The sequence below is a fragment of the Williamsia sp. MIQD14 genome, from assembly GCF_051025635.1.
In the GTDB taxonomy this organism is placed as follows: Bacteria; Actinomycetota; Actinomycetes; order Mycobacteriales; family Mycobacteriaceae; genus Williamsia_A.
This window is the reverse complement of the sequence record NZ_JBPFDG010000003.1, coordinates 328,685-354,741: the sequence shown is the minus strand read 5'-3', so window position 1 is coordinate 354,741 and position 26,057 is coordinate 328,685. Positions and strand designations below refer to the sequence as shown.

Genomic DNA, 26,057 nt, shown 5'->3' with positions numbered 1-26,057 from the left:
GTCACCCGTCACCGACGGCCGCGCCCACATGGCCGCGGTGTACGGGCGACGTATGGCGCGCAAGGTGCTGGCCGAGTTCGCCCACGAACAGATCATCCACCCGATCCCGTTGGGGCCCGGTCCCGACGACGCCGGGGCGTCGGGTGCCGGTTCGATGTATCTGGTCGTTTCCGACGACCAAAGCACCGAGTACGTGTTCCGTGCCGAGGTGTTGTCGCTGGACAACTGGGTGATCGACGGGCCGTCGATGCGCCGCCTGGTAGACGGCGCCGACGTGCCGGTCGATCCGGTCGCGATGCTTCTCGACCTGCGCGAGCGCCTCGCGATCGCCGCCGACGCCGTGCCCGCCTATCTCGAGGAGTTCGTCAACACGCTCGGCCTGGGCGCCGATCGACCCGACCACCTCCGTGTCCCCGCAGCGGAACTGGCCCGGGCGGATTTCCAGACCGTCGAGCAGACGATGACCGAGGGACATCCCTGCATCGTGGCCAATGCCGGTCGTATCGGGTTCAGCTCCGACGACGTCGCCCGCTATGCACCCGAGCGCGGTGAGCACTGCCGACTGGTGTGGGTCGCGGCGCCCCGCGGACACTGCGAGGTCGCGGCCATGTCCGACCACGACCACCACGACCTGCTGCGCGGCGAACTGGGTTCGACCACCCTCGACGAGTTCGACGCCGAGTTGCGTTCGCGGGGACTCGATCCCGCCGACTTCCTCTACCTGCCCGTGCACCCGTGGCAGTGGAACGAGAAGGTCGCTCGCGTCTTCGCGCGCGAACTCGCCGAGGGCACGCTGGTGTGCGTCGGGGAGGGCACCGACCTGTATCGACCACAGCAGTCGATCCGCACGCTGTTCAACGCCGACGAACCCCGCAGGCACTACGTCAAACTCGCCCTGTCGATCACCAACATGGGCTTCACCCGCGGGATGTCGGCCGACTACATGCGCACCACCCCGCTCATCAACGACTGGGTCCGGGACCGGGTCGGCGACGACCCGTTCCTGCGGTCCGTGGGCTTCACGATGGTGTTCGAGGTCGTCGCGATCGGCTACCGCAACCCGGTGCTGCAGAGCGTCACCGAGCCCGGATCGGAGTACCGGAAACTGATGTCGGCGCTGTGGCGGCAGAGCCCCGTCGGTCTCGTCGACGACGACCAGCAGCTGATGACGATGGCGGCACTGCTGCACATCGACCACCGCGGTGACCCGCTGGTGGGTGCGCTCGTCGAACGGTCCGGACTGTCCGCCACCGCATGGCTCGCGCGCTACCTGCGCACCTATCTGCACCCGATCATCCACCTCCTCTACCGGTACCGGCTGAAGTTCTCGCCGCACGGCGAGAACCTGATCCTGGTGCTCGCCGACGGCGTGCCGGTGCGGGCGATCCTCAAGGACATCGGCGAGGAGGTCACCATCGGCGACGACGCCCCCGGGTTGCCCGAGTCCTGCCGCCGCGCGGTCGTCCCCACCGACGACGCCATCGGCAACCTGGGCATCCTGTCCGACGTCTTCGACGACTTCCTCCGACCATTGGCCGGGATCCTGCACCAGGCCGGTCTGTGCGACGACGCCTCGTTCTGGAAGACCGTCGCCGACAGCGTGACCGCCTACATCGGCGACCACCCCGACCTCGCCGACCGGTTCGCCCGGTGGGACCTGTTCGCACCCGACTTCGGGGCCATCCACATGAACCGCCTGCAGCTCGGCAACAGTCGCCGCATGGTGGATCTCGGTGACTCCTACGCCGCCCTGCTCGACACCGACCACCGCCTCGTGAACCCGATCGCGCGGTACGCCCCCTCCCCGCCGTCGGCAGCGCAACGCCCGTGACCGCTCCCTGCGATGCCCAGGGTGTCGAGATCCGCCGCGACGCATGGGGTGTCCCGCACATCCGCGCCCACTCGGCACGCGGCGCCCTGTACGGACAGGGCCGGGCGTGTGGCCTCGACCGCGCCTGGCAGATCGAGTTCCTCCGACTGCGGTCGGAGGGCCGCACCGCCGAGGTCTTCGGCGCCGACGCCGTCGGCTGGGACGAGTTCGCCCGGCGCGCCGGGATCGACCGCGCCGCACGCCGGATCCTCGCTCGCTCCTCGGTGCGGACGCGAGACCTGTTCGCGGCGTATGTCGACGGGGTCAACAGCACGCTGGGCACCGCCCGGGCCCTCGAACTCACCGAACTCGACCACCGGCCGGCGCCCTGGTCACCGTGGACGCCAATCGCGGTGTTCATCACCCACAACATCCTCTTCGGCCGTTTCCTGACCAAACTGTGGCGCGTGCACGCCTGCACCCATCTCGGTCCGGATGCCCTGCGCCTGTTCGATTTCGAGGGCCCCGACGACCCCGACCCGGACGATCCCTTCGACCCGCCCCTGCCCGACACCGCGTTCCTCGACACCGTGCTCGCCGAGTTCGCGGCAGCGGGCACCACCGGGGCCGAACCGCCCGGACCGACTCCGCTCAGCGACGCGATCAGCGGCAGCAACGCATGGGGAGTCGCCGCCGCACACTCGTCGAGCGGCTCGCCGCAGATCGCCGGCGATCCGCACCGCTTCCTCGAACTCCCCGGGATCTACCTCCAGACCCATCTCGCGTCACCGGAATTCGACGTCGTCGGCCTTGCGTTCGCCGGGGTCCCGGGCATGCCGCACTTCAGCCACGCGGGCCCGGTCGCATGGGGCATCACCAACGCGATGGGCGACCACCAGGACGTCTACATCGAACGCCTCTCGCGCCGAGACGGGTCGGTGACCGCACAGGGACCCCACGGCGACACCGAGGTGGCGACCCGGACCGAATCCATCACGGTGCGTGACGCCGAACCGGTGACGGTCGAGATCATCGACACCACACACGGATCGGTGATCGTCGGCGGACCCGACGCACCGATCGCACTGAGCCTGCGCACCCCGATCCTCCACGACGAGACCACCACCGCCGATCCGTTCATCGACCTGCTCTTCGCGGCGTCGATCACCGATGTCGAACGTGCGCTGGGCGACTGGGTGGAGCCGGTCAACCGCGTCGTCATCGGCGACACGAGCGGTCGACTCGTGGCCCACCTCGTCGGGGCGATGCCCGAACGCACACCCGAGAACTACTGGCTCCCGGTGCCCGGCTGGACCGATCGGCACCGGTGGACCGGGATGCGCGCCACCTCGGTCCACGAGCCCGGGACAGCCGAGGTCGCGTCGTTCTCGATCATCGCCAACCAACGCATGACGTCGGCGCCGCTGCAGCCCGTCACGACCGAATGTGTCCGCGCCGATCGTGCCGACCGGATCGCGACACTCCTGCGCGCCAAGTCCCAGCACAGCGTCGCCGATTCCGAACGGATCCATCGCGACGACGTCCTCGACGAGCGGGATGTCGTGGTCCGGCTTCTCGCCGACGTCGACGGCCTCGACAGGCGTGGACGCCGACTGGTCGCGCACCTCGACGGATGGGACCGGTCGATGGCCGTCGACAGCACGCAGGCCTACGTGTTCGCCGAGATCCGTGCCCATCTCGTCCGGGGCCTCATCCGCTCGCCCGCGCTGCAGCCGTTGGCGACCCGGCACGTGTTCCCCGCCGTCTTCGATCCCTGGTTCGTCTCGCTGCCCCGCGTCTCGGCCGCACTGGAATCGGTGGTCACCCACGCGGGCGGGCTCGGTGCGGACGTCACCGCGATCCTGCGCGAGGCCATCGACGCCGTCGCCACCGGTCTCGACCACCTCGACGACATCCCGACGTGGGGTGACGTGCACGTGCTCACCCCGATCCACGGGTTCGACCTCGTCGGTGCGACGGCCGCCCACCCCGCACTCTCGGCACGGCTGCGCCCCCATCCGCACGCTCTCGGCGGCGACGCCGAGACAGTGTTCGCCAACGGCAGCGCAATCGGTTTCAGCCACGCCTGCAGCGTCGGCTCGGCCGCGCGTTTCGTGTGGGACCTCGCCGACCGCTCCGCCAGCCGGTGGGTGGTACCCCTCGGGGCCTCCGGCGACCCGCGCGACCGCGCCTATCAGAACCAGTCGTCACGGTGGGCGCGTGGTGATCTGCTGCCCGTCGTCGACTCCTGGGACCGGTTGCCGACCGAGACCGCCCATGACCCGATCTCCACCCCGGCCACCACGGGGACAACCACCGACAGTCGAACGATGGAGGACGCGTGAGCGTACTGGACGAATCACGGCTCGAGCTGATGCGACGACGCCTCGCCGGTGTCGACACCGGCGCGGTCGCCGCCGACACGGCCTCGACTCCCGACGCCGCAACGGATTCGACGCCCCGACCGGACGGTGAGCTCGGCGTCGCCGAATGTCGGATGTGGCGTATCCACCAGCTCGATCCCGCGTCGATCTCGCACAACATCGGTCTCGTGCTCACGTTCATCGACGGTCGGCCGGCGCAGAGTGTGGTCGCCGCCCTCGAGGAGACGCTGCGCAGCCCGGTCCTGTCGTCGGTCATCGTCGACGACGAGGGTGTCGTGCGACGGCGGCGCGTCGACGTCGAGGCCGGCTGGTCGGCACCCGACACCGTCTGGGAGTGGCCCGCGTCGGCGGAGGGCGAAGCACGAATCGACGACGTCGACGACGCCGCGGAGTCGCTCACCCGACGGCCGTTCAATCTGGCCGACGAGGCACCGGCCCGCGCACGCCTGACCGTGCTCCCCGACGGCACGTGCACGCTGATCCTCGTCATCCACCACATCGCCGTCGACGGCACCTCGTGGCCGGTAGTGCTGGGCCCCCTCGTCGCCGGCGCGAGCACGGTCACCGGTGTCGAGACCGGCGGGACCGAGACAGGCGGTGCCGGGCCGGATGGATCTGCAGCACCGGTCGACGACGCACTGCGCCATGCCCTGTCGACCTGGGCCGCCGACGACATCCGGCACCCGCTGACCGGGGCCCGGCCGACGGAGTCGGCCGAACAGAGCTGGATCACCCCCCTCGACGAGGGCGCGGTGTCGCGGGACCGCCGCGCCGTCGACCCCGCGGTGGTCACCGCCCTGGCCGACGTCGCCCGCGACATCGGCGCGACATCGAACGCACTGATGATCGGGGTGTGCGCGCTGGCCGCACACTCGCTCAGCGGCGCCGACGACTTCGTGATGCTCGTCCCGAGCGAGAACCGGCGGGCCGACGAGGACCCGCGTGCGGTCGGGTACTGCGGCAACATCGTGCCGATCCGGTTCACCGTCGACCCGACGGCATCGGTCCGGGAGACGTTGCACCGCATGATGTCCGCCGTCTACTCGGCGATGGAGTTCGCGTCGGTCGACTACGGCACCCTGCTGACCGCCCTGCGCACCCACGGCGGGCGGTTCCCCGTCGCCGACGTGATGGCCTCGGTGCGCAGCGCACCGGTACGGGGTGTCGCAGCCGGAGGCGGCGTCGCCTACCGATCGGTCTCGACAGGCGTCGGCGGCTACACGCTGAGCTATGCCTTCGAGATCACCGACGACGGGATCCAACTCGAGATCGACCGTCGCACCGACACCCCCGACGCGGAGGTGACGCAGCGTGCGCCGGGCGTAGCGATGGGTCTGCTCCGTGAACTGCCCGCCGACCTCGACTCCACCGTCGCCGACCTCGTCGACGCGGTGCGTGCGGCGTGCGCCTTCCCCGAGTTGCCCGCACGCCGTTCTCGTTTCACCTCCCCCGGTCGGGGGTGGGCACAGGTCGGCGAGGATCTCATCCGCATGGCCGAATCGGTCTCCGCCACGTCCCACCACGGCGCACCCCTGCCGCACGGACTCCCCGGTGACGTCCTCGACGAGGTCGGTTCCCGCCTCGGCCCGCGGGTCATCCCCTCGGCCGGCATCGGCGAATCGCAGGCACTGGCCCGTCTCGGCGACCTCGTCGCACGACACGGTCTCGACCTCACCCACACACGTACCGCCGCGCACCTGCAACCCCCACCCCTGACGGTCGCGGTCGTCGCCGACGCCCTCGCCGGGGCCACCAACGCCTCCCTCGACACCTACGATTCGGGGCCCGCGACGCTGGCCATCGAGCAGTGGATGATCGCGGCGCTGGCCGATCTCGCCGGCCTCGGCGCCGATGCGGGCGGCGTGTTCGGGCCGGGTGGCTCGTACTCGAACCTCCTGGCCCTGTTGATCGCTCGCGACCACGCCGCCGCGGCCATCGGCCTCGACACCCGCGCCGACGGCACCGGAGCACTCCCCCGTCCGGTCGTGTTCTGCTCGCGGATCGCGCACTTCTCGCTGCATCGCGCCTGCGCCGCACTCGGTCTCGGCGAATCGGCGGTGGTCGGCATCGACGTCGACGACGACCACCGCATGGTCCCCGCGGCGCTCGAGGCCGCGCTCGCCGCCGCCGGGGATCGGACGCCGGTGGCCATCGTCGCCACCGCGGGCACCACCGATTTCGGCACCGTCGATCCGCTGCGCGAGATCTCCGCCATCGCCCGTCGGCACGGTGTGTGGCTGCACGTCGACGCCGCCTACGGTTTCGGGTCGTTGTTCTCCGATCGACTCGCCGGTCTCCTCGACGGGGTCGATCGTGCCGACTCGATCACGTTGGATCTCCACAAGATCGGGTGGCAGCCGGCCGCGGCGAGTGTGTTGCTGCTCGCCGACTCCGGACGGTTCGCCGCCGTCGACCGGTCGGTGTCGTATCTCAACCCCACCGACGACATCGAGGCGGGATACGGCGGTCTGCTGGGGCAGACCCTGCAGACCACGCGGCGTCCCGACGTCCTCAAGGTGGCCGCCACGTTCCTCGCCTACGGCAGGCTGGGGCTCGGGGCGATGCTCGATCGGTGCCACGATCTCGCACGGCACGCCGAGCAGCGGATCGCTACCGAACCGCATCTCGAGCTGATCGCCCCGGTGACCCTCACCACGGTCGTGTTCCGCTACCGCTGCGCCGATCTCGACGCGGTGAACGCCGAACTCCGACGCCGCCTCATCCGGTCCGGGGCGGCCCTCATCGGCCGCACCCGGGTGGTGACCGCCGACGCCGACCACCCGCAGGTCTGCCTGAAGCTGACCCTGCTCAACCCCGAGACCCACGAGACCGACATCGACGCCCTGTTCGACGACATCATCCGTGTGGCACTCGAGGTCGAATCCGAGAACGCACGCGCACTCTCGGCCGACGGCCCGTCCATCCATTCACCGTCCACCGACGCGCTGGAGGCATCCCGTGAGCACTGAGTCCCCCCGTCGCGTCGACGTTCTCGCGATCGGCTGCGGCCCGTTCAACCTCGGCCTCGCCGCACTGGCGTCGACCGTGGACGACCTCGACCTCCTCGTCGTCGACGCACGCCCGGAGTTCCGCTGGCATCCCGGGTTGATGTTCGACGATGCGACACTGCAGGTCAGCTTCCTCTCCGACCTCGTCTCGCTCGTCGACCCGACCCACCCGATGTCGTTCCTGGCCTATCTCGCCGACGTCGACCGCCTCTACCCGTTCCTGGTGCGCGAGAACTTCTTCCCCACACGCGTCGAGTACGAGGCCTACCTGCTGTGGGTCGTCGAACGACTGGGCTCGCTGCGGTGGGACACCTCGGTCTCCGAGGTCCACTTCGACGCCGAGACCGACTCGTTCCGTGTCGTCGTCACCTCCGACGGCGAGAGGTCGGTCATCCATGCGACCCACGTGGTCTGCGGCGTCGGCACCGAACCGCATCTGCCCCGAACGCTCTCGACACAGACGCTCTCGGCACGGGCGACCGCGCGGGACGCGACCGGATCACCGTCGTTGATCCACAGCAGCGACTACCTCGGCCACCGGTCCCGCGCCCACGCCGCCGAGGCGGTGACCGTCATCGGGTCGGGGCAGTCGGGCGCCGAGATCGTCGTCGATCTTCTCGAGGCCAACCTCGCCGGCGGCCCCGCCGTACGGTGGTGGACCCGCACCGGGTGGTTCGCGCCGCTCGACTTCACGAAGCTGTCGCTGGAGATGACGACACCGGCGTACATGGACTACTTCCACTCGCTGCCCGAGCAGACCCGCGACTCCGTGCGCGCGGGCCACTGGCAGTTCCACAAGGGCATCTCCGCCGACACCCTCGAACGCCTCCACGATCTGCTCTACCGCCGCCAGCTCGCCGGCAAGCTCCCGCCGGTGCAGTTGCGTGTCGGGGTGTCGGTGACGGGTCTGGCCGAGCAGCCCGACGGGCGCCTGCGCATCCACGCGCGCCACGACGACACGGGCGCGACGATCGCGCACACCGCCGACCTCGTCGTCGCGGCCACCGGATACCGACCGCGCAGCACGTCGTTCCTCGACCCGCTCGACGCCCTGATGGTCCGGGACTCCCGGGGCCGACCGGTCATCGCCGACGACCACTCCGTCACGATGCGCGAGGGCCTCGACCGTCGACTGTTCGTCGCGAACGCCGAGGAACACAGCCACGGCGTGTCCTCGCCGAACCTCGACATCGGCGCGGTCCGCAACGCGCGCATCCTCAACGCGGTCACCGGCCGTGAGGTCTACCGGCTCCCCGGCCACACGGCGTTCACCACCTTCGGCCCGGGCGAGGACGTGATCGAGCTCCCGCTACCCCAGTTGGGCACGTAAACGCCCCATTTGGGCGGTAAGTGCTGACGGCCCGGTTGGATCTCGCTGCGACTTCTGACGAACGTGACAGTGCCAGCAATTGTTCAGCATGGCATGAAGAGGGGTCTAGAAGGGTCGGTCGAAACTTTCGAAGTTCGTTCTTGCGAGTGCAAATGGCAGTCTGCGGTCACTGCCGCTTAAACTTGCGGAAAGAAGACACAGGCACGATTCGGATGTACTGCTGGGTTCGACGTTGGTCGCGGGGGCCGCCGAACAGCTTCAAAGCTAGTTCGAGCGGACCGCGAGGCGCGGGTCAAGACGAGGGTCCCACCACCCTAGGATATGCGCGACACACGAAAATTAACACTGCCAGTTGCCGCGCGTACGAATCCGACGCCTTGAAATTTGTTTGAGATTCTTTCGCTCTCTGACTTTCGTTACTAGTCGCGTATACACATAACTTCTTATTACGCATGCAGACTCGGCTGCACCTCAGGCTGTCCAATCGATCTATAGACTGCAAGTGGCACGAATGAAAAGCTAGGCTTGACAGGCTGGTCAATCAGACCTGACGTGCCCGCAATCGAGAGAAACCAGTCGATCAGTCCCATTGTGGACGCACGGCTTATGTTTCCATCGTCGTCTACAGCTCTCGGCGGATCGGCATCAGGGGCAGTTATGCCTAACTGTCCGACCAGCCCGACCGCGGTCCAGACCTGTTCGCCTGAGCCGTAGCGAGAGAACAGTATCTCAGGCGATGCATCAAGGAACCTTCTTCCACTTTCGAGGCGCGCCGAGACCACCGGGCCATCGGAGCCACACGGCTTCATTGTGAGATGCACACCGTTGTCGTAAAGACCCCGAATAAGCTGAATCATTCCTGAAAGCTCTTCCCGAGGTATGTCAAGGACAGGAATCTTGGCCTCAGAGGGCAACAAATCTTCCGGGTTGCCGCCCGCAACCTTTTGAGGAAGCGCTCGGTTTCTAGGCTGATTTTTGCGCTTACCCCCGCCAGGGCCAGCCGGAGGAGGCGCATCGACGTCTCCCAGTGTCGACAACCCGTGCGCAGCCGTCGCAATACCAACCAACGCATTCGAAAGATGCCCCGGGTGAAAAAGAGTGGCTGGCGCCGAAATTCGTAGGATGGCGCCCGGGTAGATCGTATCCTCAAGTGCCCCCCAATCATTAGACGCGGCGAGCTCTTGTGAAACATCTACCAGTAGCCCTAGCGGCTCCAGTTCCTCTTCGAGGATTCGAAACAACGAGTCCGAGAGACTATTCTCGTACGATTGCTCATCTGCGTTTTTCGTCGACACGCCCCCAATGTATCGATTTTTTAACTCTCGGTCTTTCTCTTTTCTTTCCACGCGAGTCGACAGTTCGGGAACTCCATCAAGTATTTGCGATATCAACGCCCGAACTTTATCCAAATCTACATATAGGTAGTCACGAAGAAACATTCAACTTTCCTCCTCCAAGGGACAGCCCCCGACTCGGGGGAATGATGGCCCACTGGACCGCAATCGGCACGCTCAATGATACGGCCTGCGACATCTCGTCCCGAATGCTCGGCATGTCGCCGACACTCGTTTCGTGAAAGGCGAAGCCGAGCAGGGACACCAGATCGATCGACAGCGGACCTTTGGAATCGATAATCGCGCTCACTCAGGGCCTTCCGTGACGCACCGCAATTGGCCAGCCGCCGTGGCGACGACCGTGCGGGTCGTGAGTCCCGGGATATCACCTCCGACTGGATGCCGCACTCCGTTGGCGCTGCCGATTAAATAGGCGCAGGCGCGGCTTCCGAGGCCGGTCTTCTACGGGTCGGTCGGTCGTTCGTAATCTGTGCTTTCAGATCGCGGGCGGCCGAACAAAGCGGTGCCCGACTGCGGTCGTTACGTGTCCAACTGGCGGGTCAGGGGGCGGTGAGGAGCTCGTCGAAGGCGGCGGCGAAGCGCGCCGCGTAGCCGGGGAGGGCCTGCGGGTCGGTGACGATCCCGAACGTGGTGCGGTCGCCGAGGACCAGCGAGGTCACCGAGAACGAGTACCCGCCCAGCGGCGACAGCGGCGTGAGCGAGACGATCCGACGCCCCAGCACCGAACGCACCCGGGAGAACCCGGGATTCACCCCGATGTGGATGTCGGGCGCCATCCGCGACATCGAGGCCCCGACGATGGCGCGCATCACCGGCCACGGCGGCGACGGGTGCCCGGTGGCGGCGAGTGCGAGTGCCGCGCGCCGGGTCTCGATGAGCGACAACTGCTCCCGGCTCCGGGCGATCTGCCGGTCGAGGTCGGTGTCGTCGCCCGCGAGGTTGAGCAGTGTCACCGACACGGCGTTCCCGGTGTGGCGGAACGTGGGATCGAGGGTGGCGGGCAGGGTCACCCGGATGTTCTCGGGACCGGTCGCGGTCGGCGGATGCGCGCTGAGGGTTCGGCCGACGGCACCCAGCACGAACTCGTGCACCGTGGCCTCGTGGCGCTTCGCGGCACGACGGAGGTCGCGGGTCGACACCGACACCGTCGCGATCTCGCGGCGGCCGGATCTGGTGAGCGCGGGCCAGCCGCGACCGGACCGGCCGGCCTTCCACTGCTCGTCGTGGGCGGCGCGGGCGTCGGCGAGCACGTCGGGATCGACGTCGCCGACGCGGAAGCGGGGACCGGCGCCGAACCGGTCGAACTCGGCGAGCTGCTCGGGCGTCCCGTCGGCGAGCAGCGCGGCGAACGCCGCACCGGCCAGGCCGTCGGACAGGCTGTGGTGCACCCGCAGCACCAGCAGCTGCTCACCCGACTCCGCGACGGTCATCAGGGTGATGTGCCAGAACGGATCCGGACGTCGTAGGTGGGTGGCGCACAGCTCGGCGATCATCCGGTCACGGGCCGCGGCGTCGGCCACCTCGGTGGCGACGACGTGGTGGTCGATGTCGATCGCGTCGGCGGGCGTCACGACGATGTCGGGACGACGCCACCGCCCGCCACGCACGCCCACGCCGAACACGTCGTAGCGCGCGACCCGCGAGCGCACCCGATCGCGGATCTCGTCGATGCCCACCGGGGCGTCACCGCCGGCGATCTCGAGGACCATCGACCAGTGCATCGGCCGCGCAGGGGTGTCCATGTGCAGGTAGGTGAAATCCGGCGGGCCGTACTCGGTCGGGCCGGCCGCGGCATCCGTCGCGACGTCTGCGACCTCGGTCGTCTCGGTCATCCGCCGACCACGGCCAGACGCGACCGGATGACCTGCTCGAGGTCGGCGACCGAGGCGCTCTCGAAGATCTCGCGTTCGGTGAGGGCGACGCCGAGGCGTTCCTCGATGGCGACGACACCGATCGCGACGGCGACCGAGTCGAGACCGAGGTCGTCGACGAGGCGGGCCGAGCCGGTGACGTGGTCGGGGGACAGATCGAGGTCGTTCGCGAGGATGTCGCGGAGCTCGTCGTGCACGCGGTCTGCGCCGGGGTCAGCGGTGGGTTCGGTCATGGGTGGTGCTCCTTTGCTGTGAGTCGTCGTGGGGTCGACTGCGTGGACGGGAGGTCGGGTCATCGGGGTCCTGCGGCGGCACGCCGGTAGCCGCGCATCGCCACCGGGCCGAACACGATCGCGAGGCCGAGCGTCCAGGCCGCGGTGACCGCGAGGGGTGCGGCGACGGGGCCGCCGTCGGTGAGGCCGGCGATCGCGTCGATCGCCGGACTCATGGGTTGATGCGCGACCACAGGCCGGATCCACCCCGGGTACTCGGTGAGCGGGGCGAACCCGGTGGTGAAGAACAGCAGGAACAGGAACGCGCCACCGAGCAGCTGCACCACCTCGCGTCCCGCGGCGACCGTCGCCAGAGCGATCACCGGGATGGCCACGCCCACACCAAACACCATCGGTACGGCGAGGGCCCCGACCGCGGCGGCTATCCCCTGATCGAAACGGAAACCCATCGTCGTGGCGACCGCGAACAGGACGACGGTCCCCATCGCGGTACGTATCGCCTCGGCGAGCAGACGGCCGAGGAGGAAGCCCGACCGGTGCACCGGCAGGGTCCACAGTCGCGCGAGGACGCCGGAGTCGCGGTCGGCGATCACGGTCAGCGCGGCGGCGACGGTCCCGTAGAGCGCGCCGACGAGGGCGACGAGTCCCGTGTTGCCCACGATGCTGTCGCCGCTGCCCATCGAGGTGACGGTCTTGCCGAGCACAAGCTGGAACATCAGCAGCAGGAACACCGGGAACACGACGGCCTGCACCACGATGCCGGGATCGCGCGACCACGTGCGCAGCAGCGCGGTCGCGTGCACGACCGATTGGCGGGTGAGACCCACCGAGCCGCGCACCGGAGTGAGCTGTGCCGCAGCGTGTCCGGCGGTCATCGGGCGAACTGCCGTCGTCCGGCGATGCTCACGGCGAGAACTCCGGCTGCGAACAGGCCCAGCGACCACAACCCGATCGCGACGACGTCGATGTCACGTCCCTCGGCGAGAGCACGCAGCGCGTCGGTCAGCACCGACACGGGCTGGTTGCGGACGAACGGTTGCGCCCAGCCCGGGAAGCCCTCGGCGGGAACGAGTCCGGTCGAGGCCATCACCAGGATGAGCTGCGGGATCATCAGCACGCCGGCGACCGCGGCCGAGCCGGTCACGATCGTGCCCACCGCATCGGTGAGCAGGCTGACCGACACCGCGAACGCGACGAGCAGACACACGAACAGCGCTGTGTCGACGGATGATCCGTCGAAGCGGAAGCCGAGAACCGCGCCGACGGCGACACCGGCGGCGATCGACAGCACCATCCGCACCGACACCCACGTCATGCGGGCCACGACCGGCGCGAGACGGGAGATCGGCATCGACATCATCCGCATGCGGGTGCCCGCACGGGCATCGGCACCCGCCGACTCGGTGGCCGCGATCGCGGCGAACAGCCCGGCCTGCACCAGGATCAGCGGGGTGAGGAACTGCGCGTAGTCGCCACCACCGAGTTCGAACCGGCGGTGCAGCGGGGTGTGGAAGCAGAGGAAGAACACCGCGGGGCTCAGCAGCGCGAAGGTGGCGTCGCCGGACCGGACGGCGGCACGGATCTTTCTGCCCGCCAACGTGGCCGACGCCGACACCAGGCCGACCGACGACCGGTCGTCGAGGACAGCGGTCATGCCGGCGCGTCGGTGAGTTGGAGGAACACCTCGTCGAGCGAGGGGCGGCGCAGACCGATGTCGACGACCTCGACGCCGCGCCCGTCGTCGCCGACACCGTCGAGCCGTGCGATGACCTCACCGACGGTGGTGACCCCGTCGGGGGCACGGACGACGAGCCGCGCCCGCCCCGGTTCGGTTGGCGGCCCCGACGGGTCGTCGCCGGTGTCGACGACGTCGAAGCCGGTGAGCAGAGCGGTGGCGCGGGCGGCGTTCTCGCCGTCGGCGACGGTGATCTCGCAGACCGCTCCCCCGGCACGGGACTTGAGCTGTCCTGGACTGCCGGTCGCCACCACGGCGCCGCGATCGAGCAGCACGATGCGGTCGGCGAGGCGGTCGGCCTCCTCGAGGTACTGCGTGGTGAGCACCACCGTGATGCCGGCGTCGCGCAACCCGGCGACGGTGTCCCAGACGGCGGCGCGGCTGCGCGGGTCGAGGCCCGTCGTCGGTTCGTCGAGGAACACGACCTCCGGTCGGGTGACGAGCGCGCCGGCGATGTCGACCCGACGCCGCATCCCGCCGGAGAGGTGTCCCACCCGCCGTCCGCGGACGGCGCCGAGGTCGAACTGGTCGACCAGATCGTCGATGCGGCTCGTGAGGTGACGGCCGCGCAGGCCGGTCAGTCGGCCGAACACCGCCAGGTTCTCGGCCGCGGTGAGGCCGGGATCGACCGCCGCGTACTGGCCGGTGAGCGAGATCAGCTCGCGCACACGGGCCGCGTCGGCGACGACGTCGTGCCCACAGATCCGGGCGGTGCCCGACGTGGGCCGCTGCAATGTCGACAGCACCGACACCGTCGTCGTCTTGCCGCTGCCGTTCGGACCCAGCAGCCCGAGCACCTCGCCGCGCGCGACGGTGAACGAGATGCCCGCCAGCGCCCGCACCCCGCCGTAGCTCTTGACGAGGTCGGTCACCTCGACCGTCGGGAAATCGGGCGTGCGAGTGTCGTCGGTCACCGGGCGGGGACCACGTAGGGCGCGACGCTGCCGAGCTTCTCGCAGGTCTCGGTGAACTCGCGGTCGGGTGTGGAGGCGGCGACGACGCCTGCGCCGGCCCGCAGCCAGGCACGGTCGGAGTCGGCGAAGATGGTGCGCAGGGCGAGGGTGGCCTCGAGCTCGCCGGTCGACGAGGCGGTCATCACCGCACCCGAGTACAGACCCCGCGAGGTGGGTTCGAGGCGATAGATCGCCTCCAGCGCAGGGGCTTTCGGGATACCGGAGGCGGTGATCGAGGGGAACAGCACGGCGAGCGCGTCCCACGCGCTGACACCCGCGTCCAGCCGACCGCTGACGGTGGAGGCGAGGTGTTGCACGCTGCCGCGGCGACGGACCTCCATGAACTCGTCGACCGTGGTCGACCCGTCACGCGAGACCGACGCGATCTCGTCGACGCACGCACGCACCGACATCGCGTGCTCGGCGATCTCCTTGCCGTCCGACAGCAGATCGTCGCGCGCCCGCAGATCGGCCTCGGCCGATTGCCCCAGAGCCCGGGTGCCCGCCAGGGGCTCGGTGATCACGACGCCCCGGGCATCGACGGCGACGACGAGTTCGGGACTGAAGCCGGCCGCGGACAGCCCGCCGAGCGAGAGCAGGAACGACCGCGCCGGGGTGTTCGCGGCGCGACCCCGCGCGTACGTGGCCGGGATGTCGACGGCGAACGGTATCGACACCTCCCGCGACATGATGACCTTGTGATAGCGACCGTCCGCGATCTCGGCGACCGCCGTGGCCACCCGACCGCGGTAGTCGTCGACGTCGGTGTCGACATCGACCGCGCGGCTCGCCGCGGGATCCGCCGAGACGTGGGCGAGGTGTCGCAGGCGGGCTGCGCCGGCGGGATCGGCGGTGCCGGTGTCGACTCCGTCGGCGTCGACGTACGCCTCGAACTCGGGGACGATGAGGTGCGCCAGGACGGCGTCGCCGTCGACGTGGTCTCCCAGGCCGTGGCGGGCGGCGCAGAAGTCGAACCCGACCCAGCCGTACACGCGCCAGTCCGCACCCGACGACAGTGACGACACCGCCGACTCCAGAGCCTCCGACGGCTCGCCCGTCCACGCGGTGACCGCACTGTGCTCGCCGTCGTCGACGCGGATCTCGGTGCCGGTGAGGATGATCCGTGATCGGACGCCCGCCGCGAAGGTCCAACGACCGTTCCGCTCGTAGACCACGTGGTCCCCGAACTCGCCCGACGCCGCCCAGGCGGCGACGACATCGGCAGCTCGCGCGGGATCATCGACGGCAGGGGTGGGGGGCGGTGCGGCGTCGACGGTCAACGACATGAGTCTGCTTCCCTGGGAGTCGTGTGCACTCGGATCGCGAGCGCATCGGGGTATGGAAAGGCTACCCTAACGTAGGCGTGATTGGATGTCGTCATGGCCCAGCCCACACTCCCGCGCCCGACCCCCGAGACCGACGATCTCGCAACCGGCTTCGTGCCCCACGACCCCGACGCGCTGCGGCGATACCGTGCCGCGGGGGTCGTCGACGACGCGCCCCTGTGGGAGCTGGTCGATGCCGCGGCGCGGCGTGCGCCGGGAACGCCCGCCGTCAGCGACCCCGACCGCACCCTCACCTACGCCGAACTCGCCGACGCGGTACGACGCCGTGCGGCGGGCCTTCTCGATGCCGGGCTGACACCTGGTGACCGGGTGATGGTGCACCAGAACAACTCCGCGGCCTTCGCCGTCACCGTCCTGGGCCTGCTTCGCGCGGGTCTCGCACCGGTCCTCGCGCTGCCCGCCCACCGCATCACCGAGCTCGCCCACCTCGCCGAGACCGCGGGCGCCGTCGCCTACATCGGAGACGCACCCGAGGTCGCCGCGGAATTGATCGAACGCGTCCCTGCGGTGGCGACGGTGTTCGTCGAGGGCGGCGGACACGACCTCCCCGCGCCCCCCGACGGCGACCCCGACACGGTGGACCTGCCGACGAGCATCGACCCACAACTGCCTGCGCTGTTCCTCGTGTCCGGCGGGACCACCGGGCTGCCCAAGCTCATCGCGCGTACGCACGCCGACTACCGCTTCAACGCCCGACGGTCCGCCGAGATCGCCGAGCTCACCGACCGCGACGTCTACCTGGTGGCGCTGCCCGGCGCCCACAACTTCCCGCTGTGTTGCCCGGGCCTGCTCGGTGCACTGACCGTCGGTGCGCACACCGTGTTCACCGACAATCCCAGTCCCGACAACACCTTCGACCTCATCGAGCGGTACGGCGTCACCGTGACCGCGCTGGTGCCCGCGCTCGCGCAGGTGTGGTGTACTGCCACCGACTGGGAGCCGGCCGACCTGTCGTCGCTGCGTCTGTTGCAGGTGGGCGGGGCCAAGCTCGCCCACCCCGACGCCGTCGCGATCGACGCCGCTCTCGGCGACGTGGTCCAGCAGGTGTTCGGGATGGCCGAGGGGCTCATCTGCTACACCCGACTCACCGATCCCCGTGCGCTGGTGCACGAGTCGCAGGGTGCGCCGATGTCGGACCTCGACGAGGTGCGCATCGTCGACGCCGACGGTCTCGATGTCGCCGACGGCGTCGAGGGGGAACTCCTCACCCGCGGCCCGTACACGATCCGCGGGTACTACCGCGCCGAGGACCACAACGCGCGGTCGTTCACCGCCGACGGCTTCTACCGCTCGGGTGACCGTGTGCGGCGTCTGCCGTCGGGGCATCTCGCCGTCACCGGACGGATCAAGGACACCATCGTGCGCGCGGGGGAGAACGTGGCCGCCGACGACATCGAGGAACATCTCCTCGCCCACCCTGACATCGCTGCCGCCGCGGTGATCGGACTGCCCGACGAGGCGCTGGGAGAACGGATCTGCGCCGTACTGGTCACCTCGTCCGCGGTACCCGCGAACGGCACGCCCACGCTCGGCGAGGTCCGCGGATTCCTCGCCGAGCGGGGGTTGGCGACGTTCAAACTCCCTGACACGGTGCGGGCGCAGTCGTCGCTGCCGGTGACCGCGGTCGGCAAGATCGACAAGGCCGCACTGCGCCGCACGGTCCTCGAGCGGGATCAGCCCGCGGACTTGCCCTCGGTCCAGTAGGCCATCGAGGTCACCGACTTCCGGCCGAGTGCGAAGTCCTTCTTGAGGATCGCCGTGACCGCACGTGTGGCCGCGGCCTCGAGTGCCACCCATCCGTGGTGATCGGGCGACGGTGTCGCGGCCGCACGGACGGCGTCGACCACGGCCGTGCCGTCGCCGCGCTCGATCCAGTGCACGGTGTCGCCGGGCCGGGTGCGCAGCGGCAGGTCGCGGTCACTCGAGTGCTGGTATTCGAACCAGATCGTGACCGGGACCTCGGGCGCGGGCGAGGCGGAGATGGCGTCGAGCAGGGAGTTGATCGCGGCGAGCGACGCGGCGTCGCCGGCGATGAACCAACCCGCGGGCGCCGGATCGGGGAAGGCGAACTTCGAACCCATCACGGTCGCGGTGATGGTCTCGCCCACCGTCACCTGCTGGGCCCAGCGTGCGGCGGTCCCGTCGTGGACGGCGAACTCGATGGCGAAGGTGTCGGCCGCGGGGTCGGGATCGACGAGGGTGTAGCCGCGCTGATGCAGGCTGCCCTCGGCCTCGAACCACACCCGGACCCACATCGTCGGGTGGACGGAGGTCTTCGCGAGCAGGCCACCGCCGGTGAAGAACACCCGGACGTAGTGGTAGGTGACGATCTCCGACCCGGTGACGGTGATCGTGAAGTCGGTGGCGCCGAACAGCTTGAGGACCGCGCCCTGCCACCCCTTGGACGGCGTCGCCGTCATGGACTCACCCATGGTTGTTCCCTCTCCTCATGTCAGTGAGGCGAGGGTAACCTAACTTGGAGCCGAAGACCCCGTCCGGTCAGGCCGCGATGGGCGCGACGCCGGGATGCGTGGCGAGGTAGTGACGGGTGAACGTGCAGATGGGACGCACTTTTGCGCCCGTGTCGACGACGTACTGCAGAGCGCCGGTCGTCAGGCGCGAGGCCAACCCGTGGCCCGTGAACTCGTCGTAGAGGACGGTGTGCAGCACCGTCATCACGCGCTGACCGTCGACCTGCTCGACCTGATAGCCCAGGACGCCGACGAGATCGCCGGCGACGTACAGCTCGAACCGCTCGCGGTCGGCGTTGTGCACGACCTCGGAGATCTGGTGCAGGATCGATTGCGCCGACTGCGGTGGCTTCTTCTTACGACGTACCTGCATCAGCGACCTCCTCTCGAATGTGACAGCCATCACAGTACATCGACACCTACCTACGGTGGCGTAGTTTTTCCAAGGTTCAGGCACTCGTAACCACTTCGAGTCGACCGCGTTGGTGTCGATCACAGCACCGCAACGGTCGCGTACGGTTGGTCCCAGAACACCGAACACCACAACCGAAAACACACGGGGGCTCTCGCGAACCGAGGGCTGAGATGGCGGCAGGCGGCCGCCGACCGACCGAACCTGTCCGGGTAATGCCGGCGTAGGGAGATGAACTCGATGCACGATTCTGCCGCCATCACCACCGGTCCCATCCGGGGGAGCTCCAAGCACCTGCGCGACGTCGACGGGATGGCCGTGCCTTTCCGTCGAGTGCACCTGAGCACCGGTGATCACCTCGACCTCTACGACACCTCGGGTCCCTACACCGACTCCGACGTGGCCATCGACCTCGACCGCGGCCTGCCGACCACCCGCGACAGCTGGGAACATCCCGATCCGATCGACGGGGCGAGCACCCAGTTGGCCTGGGCGCGTGCGGGTCTCGTCACACCGGAGATGCGGTTCATCGCCGCCCGTGAAGGTGTCGACGTCGAACTGGTCCGCTCCGAGGTCGCTCGCGGTCGTGCGGTGATCCCCGCCAACCACAACCACCCCGAGTCCGAGCCGATGATCATCGGCAAGGCGTTCGCGGTGAAGGTCAACGCGAACATCGGCAACTCCGCGGTCACCTCGTCGGTCGCCGAGGAGGTCGAGAAGATGGTGTGGGCCACCCGCTGGGGCGCCGACACCATCATGGATCTCTCGACCGGCGACGACATCCACCTCACCCGCGAGTGGATCATGCGCAACTCGCCGGTCCCCGTCGGCACCGTCCCGATCTATCAGGCACTCGAGAAGTGCAAGGGCGACGCCACCAAGCTGACGTGGGAGATGTACCGCGACACCGTGATCGAGCAGGCCGAGCAGGGCGTCGACTACATGACCGTGCACGCCGGCGTGCTGCTGCGCTACGTGCCGCTGACCGCGCGACGGGTCACCGGCATCGTCTCGCGCGGCGGGTCGATCATGGCGGCGTGGTGCCTCGCCCATCACCAGGAGTCGTTCCTCTACACGCACTTCGAGGCGCTGTGCGAGATCTTCGCGCGCTACGACATCACCTTCTCCCTGGGCGACGGTCTGCGTCCGGGATCGATCGCCGACGCCAACGACGAGGCGCAGTTCGCCGAACTGCGCACCCTCGGCGAGCTCACGGCCATCGCGAAATCGCATGGCGTGCAGGTGATGATCGAGGGCCCCGGCCACGTACCGATGCACAAGATCGTCGAGAACGTGCGCCTCGAGGAGGAACTCTGCGACGAGGCGCCGTTCTACACACTCGGTCCGCTCGCCACCGACATCGCGCCCGCCTACGACCACATCACCTCCGCGATCGGCGCGGCCATGATCGCCCAGGCCGGCACCGCGATGCTCTGCTACGTCACCCCGAAGGAACACCTCGGGCTGCCCGACCGCGACGACGTGAAGACCGGCGTCATCACCTACAAGATCGCCGCCCACGCCGCCGACCTCGCCAAAGAACACCCTCGTGCCCAGGAACGCGACGACGCACTGTCGAAGGCGCGATTCGAGTTCCGGTGGAACGACCAGTTCAACCTCTCGCTCGACCCCGACACCGCCGTCGCCTTCCACGACGAGACGCTGCCCGCCGAGCCCGCCAAGACCGCGCACTTCTGCTCGATGTGCGGCCCGAAGTTCTGCTCGATGCGGATCTCGGCCGACGTGCGGCAGTACGCCGAGGACAACAACCTCGAGACACAGGCCGACATCGACGCCATGCTCGCGGCGAAGATGGACGAGAAGTCGCGCGAGTTCGTCGCGGCGGGCAAGCAGGTCTATCTCGACATCAGCCCGGCCGCGAGCCCTGCGCAGGGATGATGGACCGATGAACCTGTTGCCGCCGCCGGCGCTCGGCGAGACCCCGGTCCGCGCGATGACCATCGCGGGTACCGACTCCGGCGGCGGCGCCGGGGTGGCCGCCGACCTGCGGACCTTCGCTCTCGCAGGGGTCCACGGATGTGTCGCGGTCACCGCGGTCACCGTGCAGAACTCCCTCGGGGTGAGCGCGGTGCAGACCATCCCGCCGGAGGTGGTGGCCGGGCAGATCCGCGCGGTCGTCACCGACATCGGCGTACAGGCGATGAAGACCGGGATGCTCGCCAACGGGGCGATCATCGACGCCATCGTCGACGTGGCCGCCGAGGTCGGGCTCGGCCGCGACCGTGCGATCCCGCTGGTCGTCGACCCCGTGTGCGCGTCGATGCACGGTCACCAGCTGCTCGCGCCCGAGGCGATGGACACCCTGCGTGACCGGCTCATCCCGATCGCCACGGTGGTGACCCCGAACCTCGACGAGGTGCGGCTGATCACCGGGATCGACGTCGTCGACGGCGACACCCAGCGGCAGGCGGCGGTCGTGCTGCACGAGATGGGTGCGCAGTGGGCGATGGTGAAGGGCGGCCATCTGCGCAGCAGCCCGCGTAGCGCCGACATCCTCTACGACGGCACCGAGTTCCTCGAGTTCGAACACGTCCGGATCGACACCCCGCACGATCACGGCGCCGGCGACACCCTCGCCTCGGCGATGTGTTCGGCTCTCGCGCACGGGATGTCGGTGCCCGACGCCGCCACCTTCGCCAAGGCGTGGGTGAGCGAGTCCATCCGCTGGTCCTATCCCCTCGGCAAAGGCCACGGACCGGTCAACCCGCTGTGGCGGGTCGCCGGTCCGTAGTCGAGGGGGCGGGTCGTTCAGGCGTCGCGACGATTGGTCAGCACGATGCCGACCGCGAACAGGCCGATCGCCCACACCGCGAAGTAGATCAACGAGCCGTAGTCGTTCCACGGGTAGTCGATGCTGCCGCCACCGTTCACGTCCGAACCGCCCGCGAGGAACCGACTCGCGTTGTTGAACGGCAGGTACGGGGCGACGACCTTCACCTTGGGGATGCTCGACAGGATCAGCTCCAGTGCGAGCGGCCAGATGAGGACGATGACGATCGCGCCGGCGCTCTGCCGGACGATCGCGCCGACACCGAGACCGATCAGCACGCACAACACCATGTAGACCGGGACACCCCAGTACTGGCGCACCGCGTCGCTGCCCAGCAGATCGACCTGACTCGACCGGTCACCGGCGAGCGCCTTGCCGAGCGGCACGGCCACGAACGCGAGCACCAGGGTCACGACGAACGACACACCGCCGTAGACCACGGCCTTGGCGTACATGACGCTCGACCGCGCCGGGATGGCCTGGAACGTGGTGCGGATGGTCCCGAACCGGTATTCGCTGGTCACGGCGAGAACGGCCATGATCATGAGGACGAGCACACCGAACTGGGTGACACCGATGAGGTAACCCGGTGCGCCCAGCAGTGGTTCGGACGCACTGAGCGACGAGTCGGCGAACCCGACCAGCACCGCGATGAGGATGCCGAGGACCACCACGATCCCGACGCACCAGTACGGCGACTTGGTGCTGAGAAGCTTGATGCGCTCGGCGTTGATGGCGTTGGTGATCACTGCTGTCCTCCGGGGAAGTTCTGCGGGCCGGTGTTCTGCGGACCACTGTTCTGCGGACCCTTGTTCGCCGACCCGCTGTACTGCACGGAGTTCGCGGTCAACGCCATGAACACCTCCTCCAGGGAGGCCGTGCTGCCGGAGAGCTCGTGGAGCACGATCGAGTGGGCCGCGGCGATCTCGCCGATCTGATCGGTCGTCACGTCGGGGACGGTCATCGCCGACGAGCCGTCGGCGGCCGGCGCGGGCGCCAGACCCTGGGCGACGAGAGCGGTGTGCAACTGCGGGAGCTGGGGACTGCGGACGGTGACGATCCGCTGGGCCTGGCTGGTGAACTCCTTCACCGAGCAGTCCGCCATCAGGCGTCCCTGACCGATCACGACGAGATGATCTGCGGTGAGCGACATCTCGGTCAGCAGGTGGCTCGACACGAGCACGGTGCGGCCCTGCGTCGCGAGCGCCCGCATGAACTTGCGGATCCACACGATGCCCTCGGGGTCGAGACCGTTGACCGGCTCGTCGAACAGCAGGACTCCGGGGTCGCCGAGCAGTGCCCCCGCGAGTCCCAGGCGCTGCGACATGCCGAGGGAGAACCCGCCGGCCTTCTTGCCTGCGACGGCGGTGAGTCCGACGTCCTCGAGCACCTGGTCGACACGACTGACGGGCACACCGCTGGCGGCGGCCATCCACCGCAGGTGCGACCGCGCCGAACGGTTGGGGTGCACCCACTTGGCGTCGAGCAGGGCGCCGACCTGCCGGAGCGGGTCGGTGAGTTCGCGGTAGGGGCGACCGTTGATGGTGGCGGTGCCCGAGGTCGGGTTGTCGAGTCCGAGCATCATCCGCATGGTGGTCGACTTGCCCGCGCCGTTGGGGCCCAGGAAGCCGGTGACCATGCCGGGTTTCACCTCGAACGTGAGGTCGTCGACCGCACGGGTGGCCCCGTAGGTCTTGGTCAGTCCTTGAACGTTGATCACCCCCCGGACTATGCCAGTCGGACAAGCGCGGCGGATCGGTCGATGGATTGACAACGGTGGTCGTCGGGGGCCGTCGAAGGTCGGACGATCCCGGGGGCGATGCGGGTGCGGACGGGTATCGTCGACCTGCGGTTCGGGGCGGACTTCGGGCGTGGGAGAGGCGGAAGCACAGTGACGTCACCCGGTTCCCCTGTGGCCGCCGGCGCTGCGCCGTGGACGACTCCCGAGCTCGAGTCGATGGCCGCGCGCGTGCTGGGGCGGGTCCCGGTCACCGAGTTCGGCGTGATCGTGAGCGGTGCCGACGGACGGTTCATCGCCGCGACCCCGGCCGCCGCCGACATCCTCGGACTCTCCGTCGAGCAACTGCTGGGGCGCACCATCGTGGACCAACGCTGGTCGGCGATCACCGTCGACGGCGATCCGGTCGCGAGCGACGAACTGCCGGCGAACACCACCCTGCGCACCGGCCGCCCGCAGTCCGGCGTGCTCATCGGCGTGCAGCGCGGCAGCGACGCGGCGGGCGAGCACTCCTGGCTGCGCGTCGACACCCACATGCTCCCGCACGACGAGCCGCGGCCTCCCGGAGCCGTGCTGTCGTGTTTCAGCGTCATCGACGGCCCCCGAGCGGCCGAGCTGCGTCTGGCGCAGTCCGAGCGCACGTTCCGGATGATCACCGAGCGGTCCCACGAGGTCGTCGGCATCCACGGCCTCGACGGCACCTGGTTGTGGGCGTCGCCGGCAGCCGGTCGCGTGTTCGGCCGCCTACCCGCGGAACTCCTGGGCACCAACGTCTTCGATCTGATCCATGCCGATGACATCGGTGCGGCGAACGCTGCGCTCGTCGCGCTGCTCGACGGAGCGGAGCCCGTGACGGTGACGGTGCGCATCTGGCGCGCCGACGGTGCGGTGCTGTGGGCCGAGGTGATCGGACAGCTGATCCGTGACCGACGCGGCCGACCGCACCAGTTGCAGTCGTCGTTTCGTGAGGTGACCGCGCGCATCGAGGCCGAGCAGGCCCGCGACGCCGCGGTCGAGGTGTTCCGCACCGTGATGGCGTCGTCACCGATCGGGATGGCGTTGCGCGGTGTCGACGGGCGCGTGCGGCGGACCAACGTGGCCCTGCAGGAGATGCTCGGTGCCACCGACGCCGACCTCGTCGGGACGACGCTGCTCGACCGCGTCCACGGCGACGACCGCGACACCGTCGAGACCGCGATCGCCGCGGGCGTCCCCGACGCCGTCGGATCCGCCTACGAGGCCAGGCTGTTGCGCGCCGACGGCTCGACGGTCTGGGTCGACGCGACATCGGTGGTGCTCCGCGGCGTCGACGGCAGTCCGTCGGCGGTCCTCGAACAGCTCCACGACATCACCACCCGCAAGATCGCCGAGGCCGACCTGCTCCGTCGGGCCATCTCCGATCCGCTGACCGGTCTGCTCAATCGCACCCGTTTCACCGAGCTGCTCGGCGCGGCCCTCGACGACGCTCGCGGCGGCGGGCCCGAGGTGACCGTGCTGTTCTGCGACGTCGACCGCTTCAAGTCGGTGAACGACACCCGCGGGCACGCGGTCGGGGACGAGCTCCTGCGCGCGGTCGCCGGGGCGTTGACCGACGTCGCCGGGCCGGGCGACACCGTCGCGCGCTACGGCGGCGACGAGTTCGCGATCCTGACCCGCACGTCAGCGGACGACGTCGCGCGGATGACCGCTCGGATCCGCGCCGCCGACACCGGCGCATCGGAGCCGCTGACCATCAGCGTGGGGGTCGCATCGTCGCGCAGCGCCGAACCCGAGGACCTCCTGCGGGACGCCGACCAGGCGATGTACCTCGCCAAACAGACCCGCGACAGCGCCGAGGCGACGGGTTCAGTCGCGGGCGGGTGACGAGGCCTGCGCCCAGAAGCGACGCGGGATGCGTCCGGCCCGCCGGGCCAGGAACCCGCCGTGCACGGCCGCGGCCATGGCCGCCGCCATCATCGGCGGGTCGTCGGCGCGGTTGACCGCCGACGCCAACAACACCCCGTCGCAGCCGAGTTCCATCGCCAACGCCGCGTCGCTGGCCGTGCCGACCCCGGCGTCGAGGATGACCGGTGTCGAGGCGGACGCGACGATCATCTCGATGTGGTGGGGGTTGGCGATCCCGAGTCCGGTGCCGATCGGTGATCCCAACGGCATCACCGCCGCGACGCCGGTGTCGCGGAGCCGGGCGGCGACGATCGGGTCATCGCTGGTGTAGGCGAGCACGGTGAACCCGTCGTCGACGAGGGTGTCGGCGGCATCGAGCAGTTCGACGGGGTCGGGCAGCAGGGTGCGGTCGTCGCCGTGGATCTCGAGTTTCACCAGATCGGTCTCGAGGGCCTCGCGGGCGAGCTGTGCGGTGAGCACCGACTCGGCGGCGGTGCGGCATCCGGCGGTGTTGGGCAGCACCGCGACACCGAGTCGGCGCAGGAGGTCGATGACACCGGGGCCACCACCGGCGTCGGCGCGACGCATCGCGACGGTGGTCAGCTCGGTGCCCGACGCGACCAGAGAGCGTTCCAGCACATCGAGATTCGCGGCGCCACCCGTGCCCATGATCAGTCGCGAGGAGTACCGGTGCCCGCCGATGTCGAGCCCCTCGGCCTCGCGGTGGTCGTGCGCG

Annotated in this window: 21 protein-coding genes and 1 pseudogene; 9 read left to right on the top strand and 13 right to left on the bottom strand. The window is 69.3% G+C overall.

Going from position 1 to position 26,057, the window contains the following annotated elements; translation table 11 throughout:
• The first annotated feature begins 28 nt into the window (after positions 1-28).
• From ACQ7HM_RS13175 to ACQ7HM_RS13155, 5 genes and pseudogenes are all read left to right on the top strand, one after another.
• Complete coding sequence (locus tag ACQ7HM_RS13175) at positions 29-1,831, top strand: IucA/IucC family protein (RefSeq protein WP_434216953.1); 1,803 nt, start codon at positions 29-31, stop codon at positions 1,829-1,831.
• Positions 1,828-4,155: a penicillin acylase family protein gene (locus ACQ7HM_RS13170; RefSeq protein ID WP_434216693.1), complete on the top strand. Its 2,328-nt coding sequence runs from the start codon at positions 1,828-1,830 to the stop codon at positions 4,153-4,155. The genes ACQ7HM_RS13175 and ACQ7HM_RS13170 overlap by 4 nt, the downstream gene beginning before the upstream one ends.
• A gap of 29 nt (positions 4,156-4,184) precedes the next feature.
• Positions 4,185-5,495, top strand: a pseudogene (locus tag ACQ7HM_RS13165) (condensation domain-containing protein); the annotation flags it as partial.
• Between the two features lie 117 nt (positions 5,496-5,612).
• On the top strand, positions 5,613-7,163 hold the full coding sequence (locus ACQ7HM_RS13160; RefSeq protein WP_434216952.1) for a pyridoxal phosphate-dependent decarboxylase family protein: 1,551 nt from the start codon (positions 5,613-5,615) through the stop codon (positions 7,161-7,163).
• Positions 7,153-8,532, top strand: a complete 1,380-nt coding sequence (locus ACQ7HM_RS13155) for a lysine N(6)-hydroxylase/L-ornithine N(5)-oxygenase family protein (protein WP_434216692.1) — start codon at positions 7,153-7,155, stop codon at positions 8,530-8,532. Before ACQ7HM_RS13160 ends, ACQ7HM_RS13155 begins: the two co-directional genes overlap by 11 nt.
• A 446-nt stretch (positions 8,533-8,978) precedes the next feature.
• On the opposite strand, the gene ACQ7HM_RS13150 is transcribed toward ACQ7HM_RS13155, so the two are convergent.
• The 8 genes from ACQ7HM_RS13150 to ACQ7HM_RS13115 form a co-directional block, all read right to left on the bottom strand.
• Entirely contained in the window at positions 8,979-9,971 is a 993-nt protein-coding gene (locus ACQ7HM_RS13150; protein WP_434216691.1) for a DUF6414 family protein, read from the bottom strand.
• Complete coding sequence (locus ACQ7HM_RS13145) at positions 9,958-10,176, bottom strand: hypothetical protein (RefSeq protein ID WP_434216690.1); 219 nt, start codon at positions 10,174-10,176, stop codon at positions 9,958-9,960. Before ACQ7HM_RS13145 ends, ACQ7HM_RS13150 begins: the two co-directional genes overlap by 14 nt.
• 250 nt (positions 10,177-10,426) lie before the next feature.
• Positions 10,427-11,719: a wax ester/triacylglycerol synthase domain-containing protein gene (locus tag ACQ7HM_RS13140; protein ID WP_434216689.1), complete on the bottom strand. Its 1,293-nt coding sequence runs from the start codon at positions 11,717-11,719 to the stop codon at positions 10,427-10,429.
• A complete protein-coding gene (locus ACQ7HM_RS13135) occupies positions 11,716-11,991 on the bottom strand; it encodes an acyl carrier protein (RefSeq protein ID WP_434216688.1) in 276 nt (91 codons plus the stop codon). Before ACQ7HM_RS13135 ends, ACQ7HM_RS13140 begins: the two co-directional genes overlap by 4 nt.
• Positions 11,992-12,050: 59 nt before the next feature.
• Positions 12,051-12,866 (bottom strand): ABC transporter permease, encoded by an 816-nt coding sequence (locus ACQ7HM_RS13130; RefSeq protein WP_434216687.1) that lies wholly within the window; start codon positions 12,864-12,866, stop codon positions 12,051-12,053.
• Positions 12,863-13,645: an ABC transporter permease gene (locus tag ACQ7HM_RS13125; RefSeq protein WP_434216686.1), complete on the bottom strand. Its 783-nt coding sequence runs from the start codon at positions 13,643-13,645 to the stop codon at positions 12,863-12,865. Before ACQ7HM_RS13125 ends, ACQ7HM_RS13130 begins: the two co-directional genes overlap by 4 nt.
• Positions 13,642-14,640 (bottom strand): ATP-binding cassette domain-containing protein, encoded by a 999-nt coding sequence (locus ACQ7HM_RS13120; protein WP_434216685.1) that lies wholly within the window; start codon positions 14,638-14,640, stop codon positions 13,642-13,644. Before ACQ7HM_RS13120 ends, ACQ7HM_RS13125 begins: the two co-directional genes overlap by 4 nt.
• Complete coding sequence (locus ACQ7HM_RS13115; RefSeq protein ID WP_434216684.1) at positions 14,637-15,965, bottom strand: salicylate synthase; 1,329 nt, start codon at positions 15,963-15,965, stop codon at positions 14,637-14,639. The genes ACQ7HM_RS13120 and ACQ7HM_RS13115 overlap by 4 nt, the downstream gene beginning before the upstream one ends.
• Before the next feature lie 93 nt (positions 15,966-16,058).
• Here ACQ7HM_RS13115 and ACQ7HM_RS13110 point away from each other — a divergent pair, with 93 nt between their 5' ends.
• Entirely contained in the window at positions 16,059-17,729 is a 1,671-nt protein-coding gene (locus tag ACQ7HM_RS13110; protein ID WP_434216683.1) for a (2,3-dihydroxybenzoyl)adenylate synthase, read from the top strand.
• Here ACQ7HM_RS13110 and ACQ7HM_RS13105 read toward each other — a convergent pair.
• Both ACQ7HM_RS13105 and ACQ7HM_RS13100 read right to left on the bottom strand, forming a co-directional pair.
• Positions 17,699-18,457: a siderophore-interacting protein gene (locus tag ACQ7HM_RS13105; RefSeq protein ID WP_434216682.1), complete on the bottom strand. Its 759-nt coding sequence runs from the start codon at positions 18,455-18,457 to the stop codon at positions 17,699-17,701. The two genes, ACQ7HM_RS13110 and ACQ7HM_RS13105, sit on opposite strands and share 31 nt — an antisense overlap.
• A 67-nt stretch (positions 18,458-18,524) precedes the next feature.
• On the bottom strand, positions 18,525-18,869 hold the full coding sequence (locus ACQ7HM_RS13100) for a GNAT family N-acetyltransferase (protein WP_434216681.1): 345 nt from the start codon (positions 18,867-18,869) through the stop codon (positions 18,525-18,527).
• 279 nt (positions 18,870-19,148) lie between these two features.
• Here ACQ7HM_RS13100 and thiC point away from each other — a divergent pair, with 279 nt between their 5' ends.
• Both thiC and thiD read left to right on the top strand, forming a co-directional pair.
• Positions 19,149-20,807, top strand: coding sequence for a phosphomethylpyrimidine synthase ThiC (gene thiC / locus ACQ7HM_RS13095; protein ID WP_434216680.1), 1,659 nt, complete (start codon positions 19,149-19,151; stop codon positions 20,805-20,807).
• A gap of 7 nt (positions 20,808-20,814) precedes the next feature.
• Complete coding sequence (gene thiD / locus ACQ7HM_RS13090; RefSeq protein ID WP_434216679.1) at positions 20,815-21,660, top strand: bifunctional hydroxymethylpyrimidine kinase/phosphomethylpyrimidine kinase; 846 nt, start codon at positions 20,815-20,817, stop codon at positions 21,658-21,660.
• 17 nt (positions 21,661-21,677) lie between these two features.
• Here the strand turns inward: thiD and ACQ7HM_RS13085 are convergent, their stop codons facing one another.
• Both ACQ7HM_RS13085 and ACQ7HM_RS13080 read right to left on the bottom strand, forming a co-directional pair.
• Complete coding sequence (locus ACQ7HM_RS13085; protein ID WP_434216951.1) at positions 21,678-22,445, bottom strand: ABC transporter permease; 768 nt, start codon at positions 22,443-22,445, stop codon at positions 21,678-21,680.
• Positions 22,445-23,419 (bottom strand): ABC transporter ATP-binding protein, encoded by a 975-nt coding sequence (locus ACQ7HM_RS13080; RefSeq protein ID WP_434216678.1) that lies wholly within the window; start codon positions 23,417-23,419, stop codon positions 22,445-22,447. Before ACQ7HM_RS13080 ends, ACQ7HM_RS13085 begins: the two co-directional genes overlap by 1 nt.
• Before the next feature lie 171 nt (positions 23,420-23,590).
• On the opposite strand from ACQ7HM_RS13080, the gene ACQ7HM_RS13075 reads away from it, so the two are divergent.
• A complete protein-coding gene (locus tag ACQ7HM_RS13075) occupies positions 23,591-25,300 on the top strand; it encodes a PAS domain S-box protein (protein ID WP_434216677.1) in 1,710 nt (569 codons plus the stop codon).
• Here the strand turns inward: ACQ7HM_RS13075 and ACQ7HM_RS13070 are convergent.
• Complete coding sequence (locus ACQ7HM_RS13070; protein ID WP_434216950.1) at positions 25,283-25,990, bottom strand: thiazole synthase; 708 nt, start codon at positions 25,988-25,990, stop codon at positions 25,283-25,285. The two genes, ACQ7HM_RS13075 and ACQ7HM_RS13070, sit on opposite strands and share 18 nt — an antisense overlap.
• Positions 25,991-26,057: the final 67 nt, after the last annotated feature.

What these genes read in the sequence shown, in the direction of transcription:
- ACQ7HM_RS13110 (WP_434216683.1), top strand. Translation starts at nt 16,059, where the DNA reads ATGGCCCAGCCCACACTCCCGCGCCCGACCCCCGAGACCGACGATCTC.
- ACQ7HM_RS13140 (WP_434216689.1), bottom strand. Translation starts at nt 11,719, where the DNA reads ATGACCGAGACGACCGAGGTCGCAGACGTCGCGACGGATGCCGCGGCC.
- ACQ7HM_RS13125 (WP_434216686.1), bottom strand. Translation starts at nt 13,645, where the DNA reads ATGACCGCTGTCCTCGACGACCGGTCGTCGGTCGGCCTGGTGTCGGCG.
- ACQ7HM_RS13130 (WP_434216687.1), bottom strand. Translation starts at nt 12,866, where the DNA reads ATGACCGCCGGACACGCTGCGGCACAGCTCACTCCGGTGCGCGGCTCG.
- ACQ7HM_RS13070 (WP_434216950.1), bottom strand. Translation starts at nt 25,990, where the DNA reads ATGGGCACGGGTGGCGCCGCGAATCTCGATGTGCTGGAACGCTCTCTG.
- thiC (WP_434216680.1), top strand. Translation starts at nt 19,149, where the DNA reads ATGCACGATTCTGCCGCCATCACCACCGGTCCCATCCGGGGGAGCTCC.
- ACQ7HM_RS13150 (WP_434216691.1), bottom strand. Translation starts at nt 9,971, where the DNA reads ATGTTTCTTCGTGACTACCTATATGTAGATTTGGATAAAGTTCGGGCG.
- ACQ7HM_RS13100 (WP_434216681.1), bottom strand. Translation starts at nt 18,869, where the DNA reads ATGCAGGTACGTCGTAAGAAGAAGCCACCGCAGTCGGCGCAATCGATC.
- ACQ7HM_RS13105 (WP_434216682.1), bottom strand. Translation starts at nt 18,457, where the DNA reads ATGGGTGAGTCCATGACGGCGACGCCGTCCAAGGGGTGGCAGGGCGCG.
- ACQ7HM_RS13135 (WP_434216688.1), bottom strand. Translation starts at nt 11,991, where the DNA reads ATGACCGAACCCACCGCTGACCCCGGCGCAGACCGCGTGCACGACGAG.
- thiD (WP_434216679.1), top strand. Translation starts at nt 20,815, where the DNA reads ATGAACCTGTTGCCGCCGCCGGCGCTCGGCGAGACCCCGGTCCGCGCG.
- ACQ7HM_RS13175 (WP_434216953.1), top strand. Translation starts at nt 29, where the DNA reads ATGGCCGCGGTGTACGGGCGACGTATGGCGCGCAAGGTGCTGGCCGAG.
- ACQ7HM_RS13115 (WP_434216684.1), bottom strand. Translation starts at nt 15,965, where the DNA reads ATGTCGTTGACCGTCGACGCCGCACCGCCCCCCACCCCTGCCGTCGAT.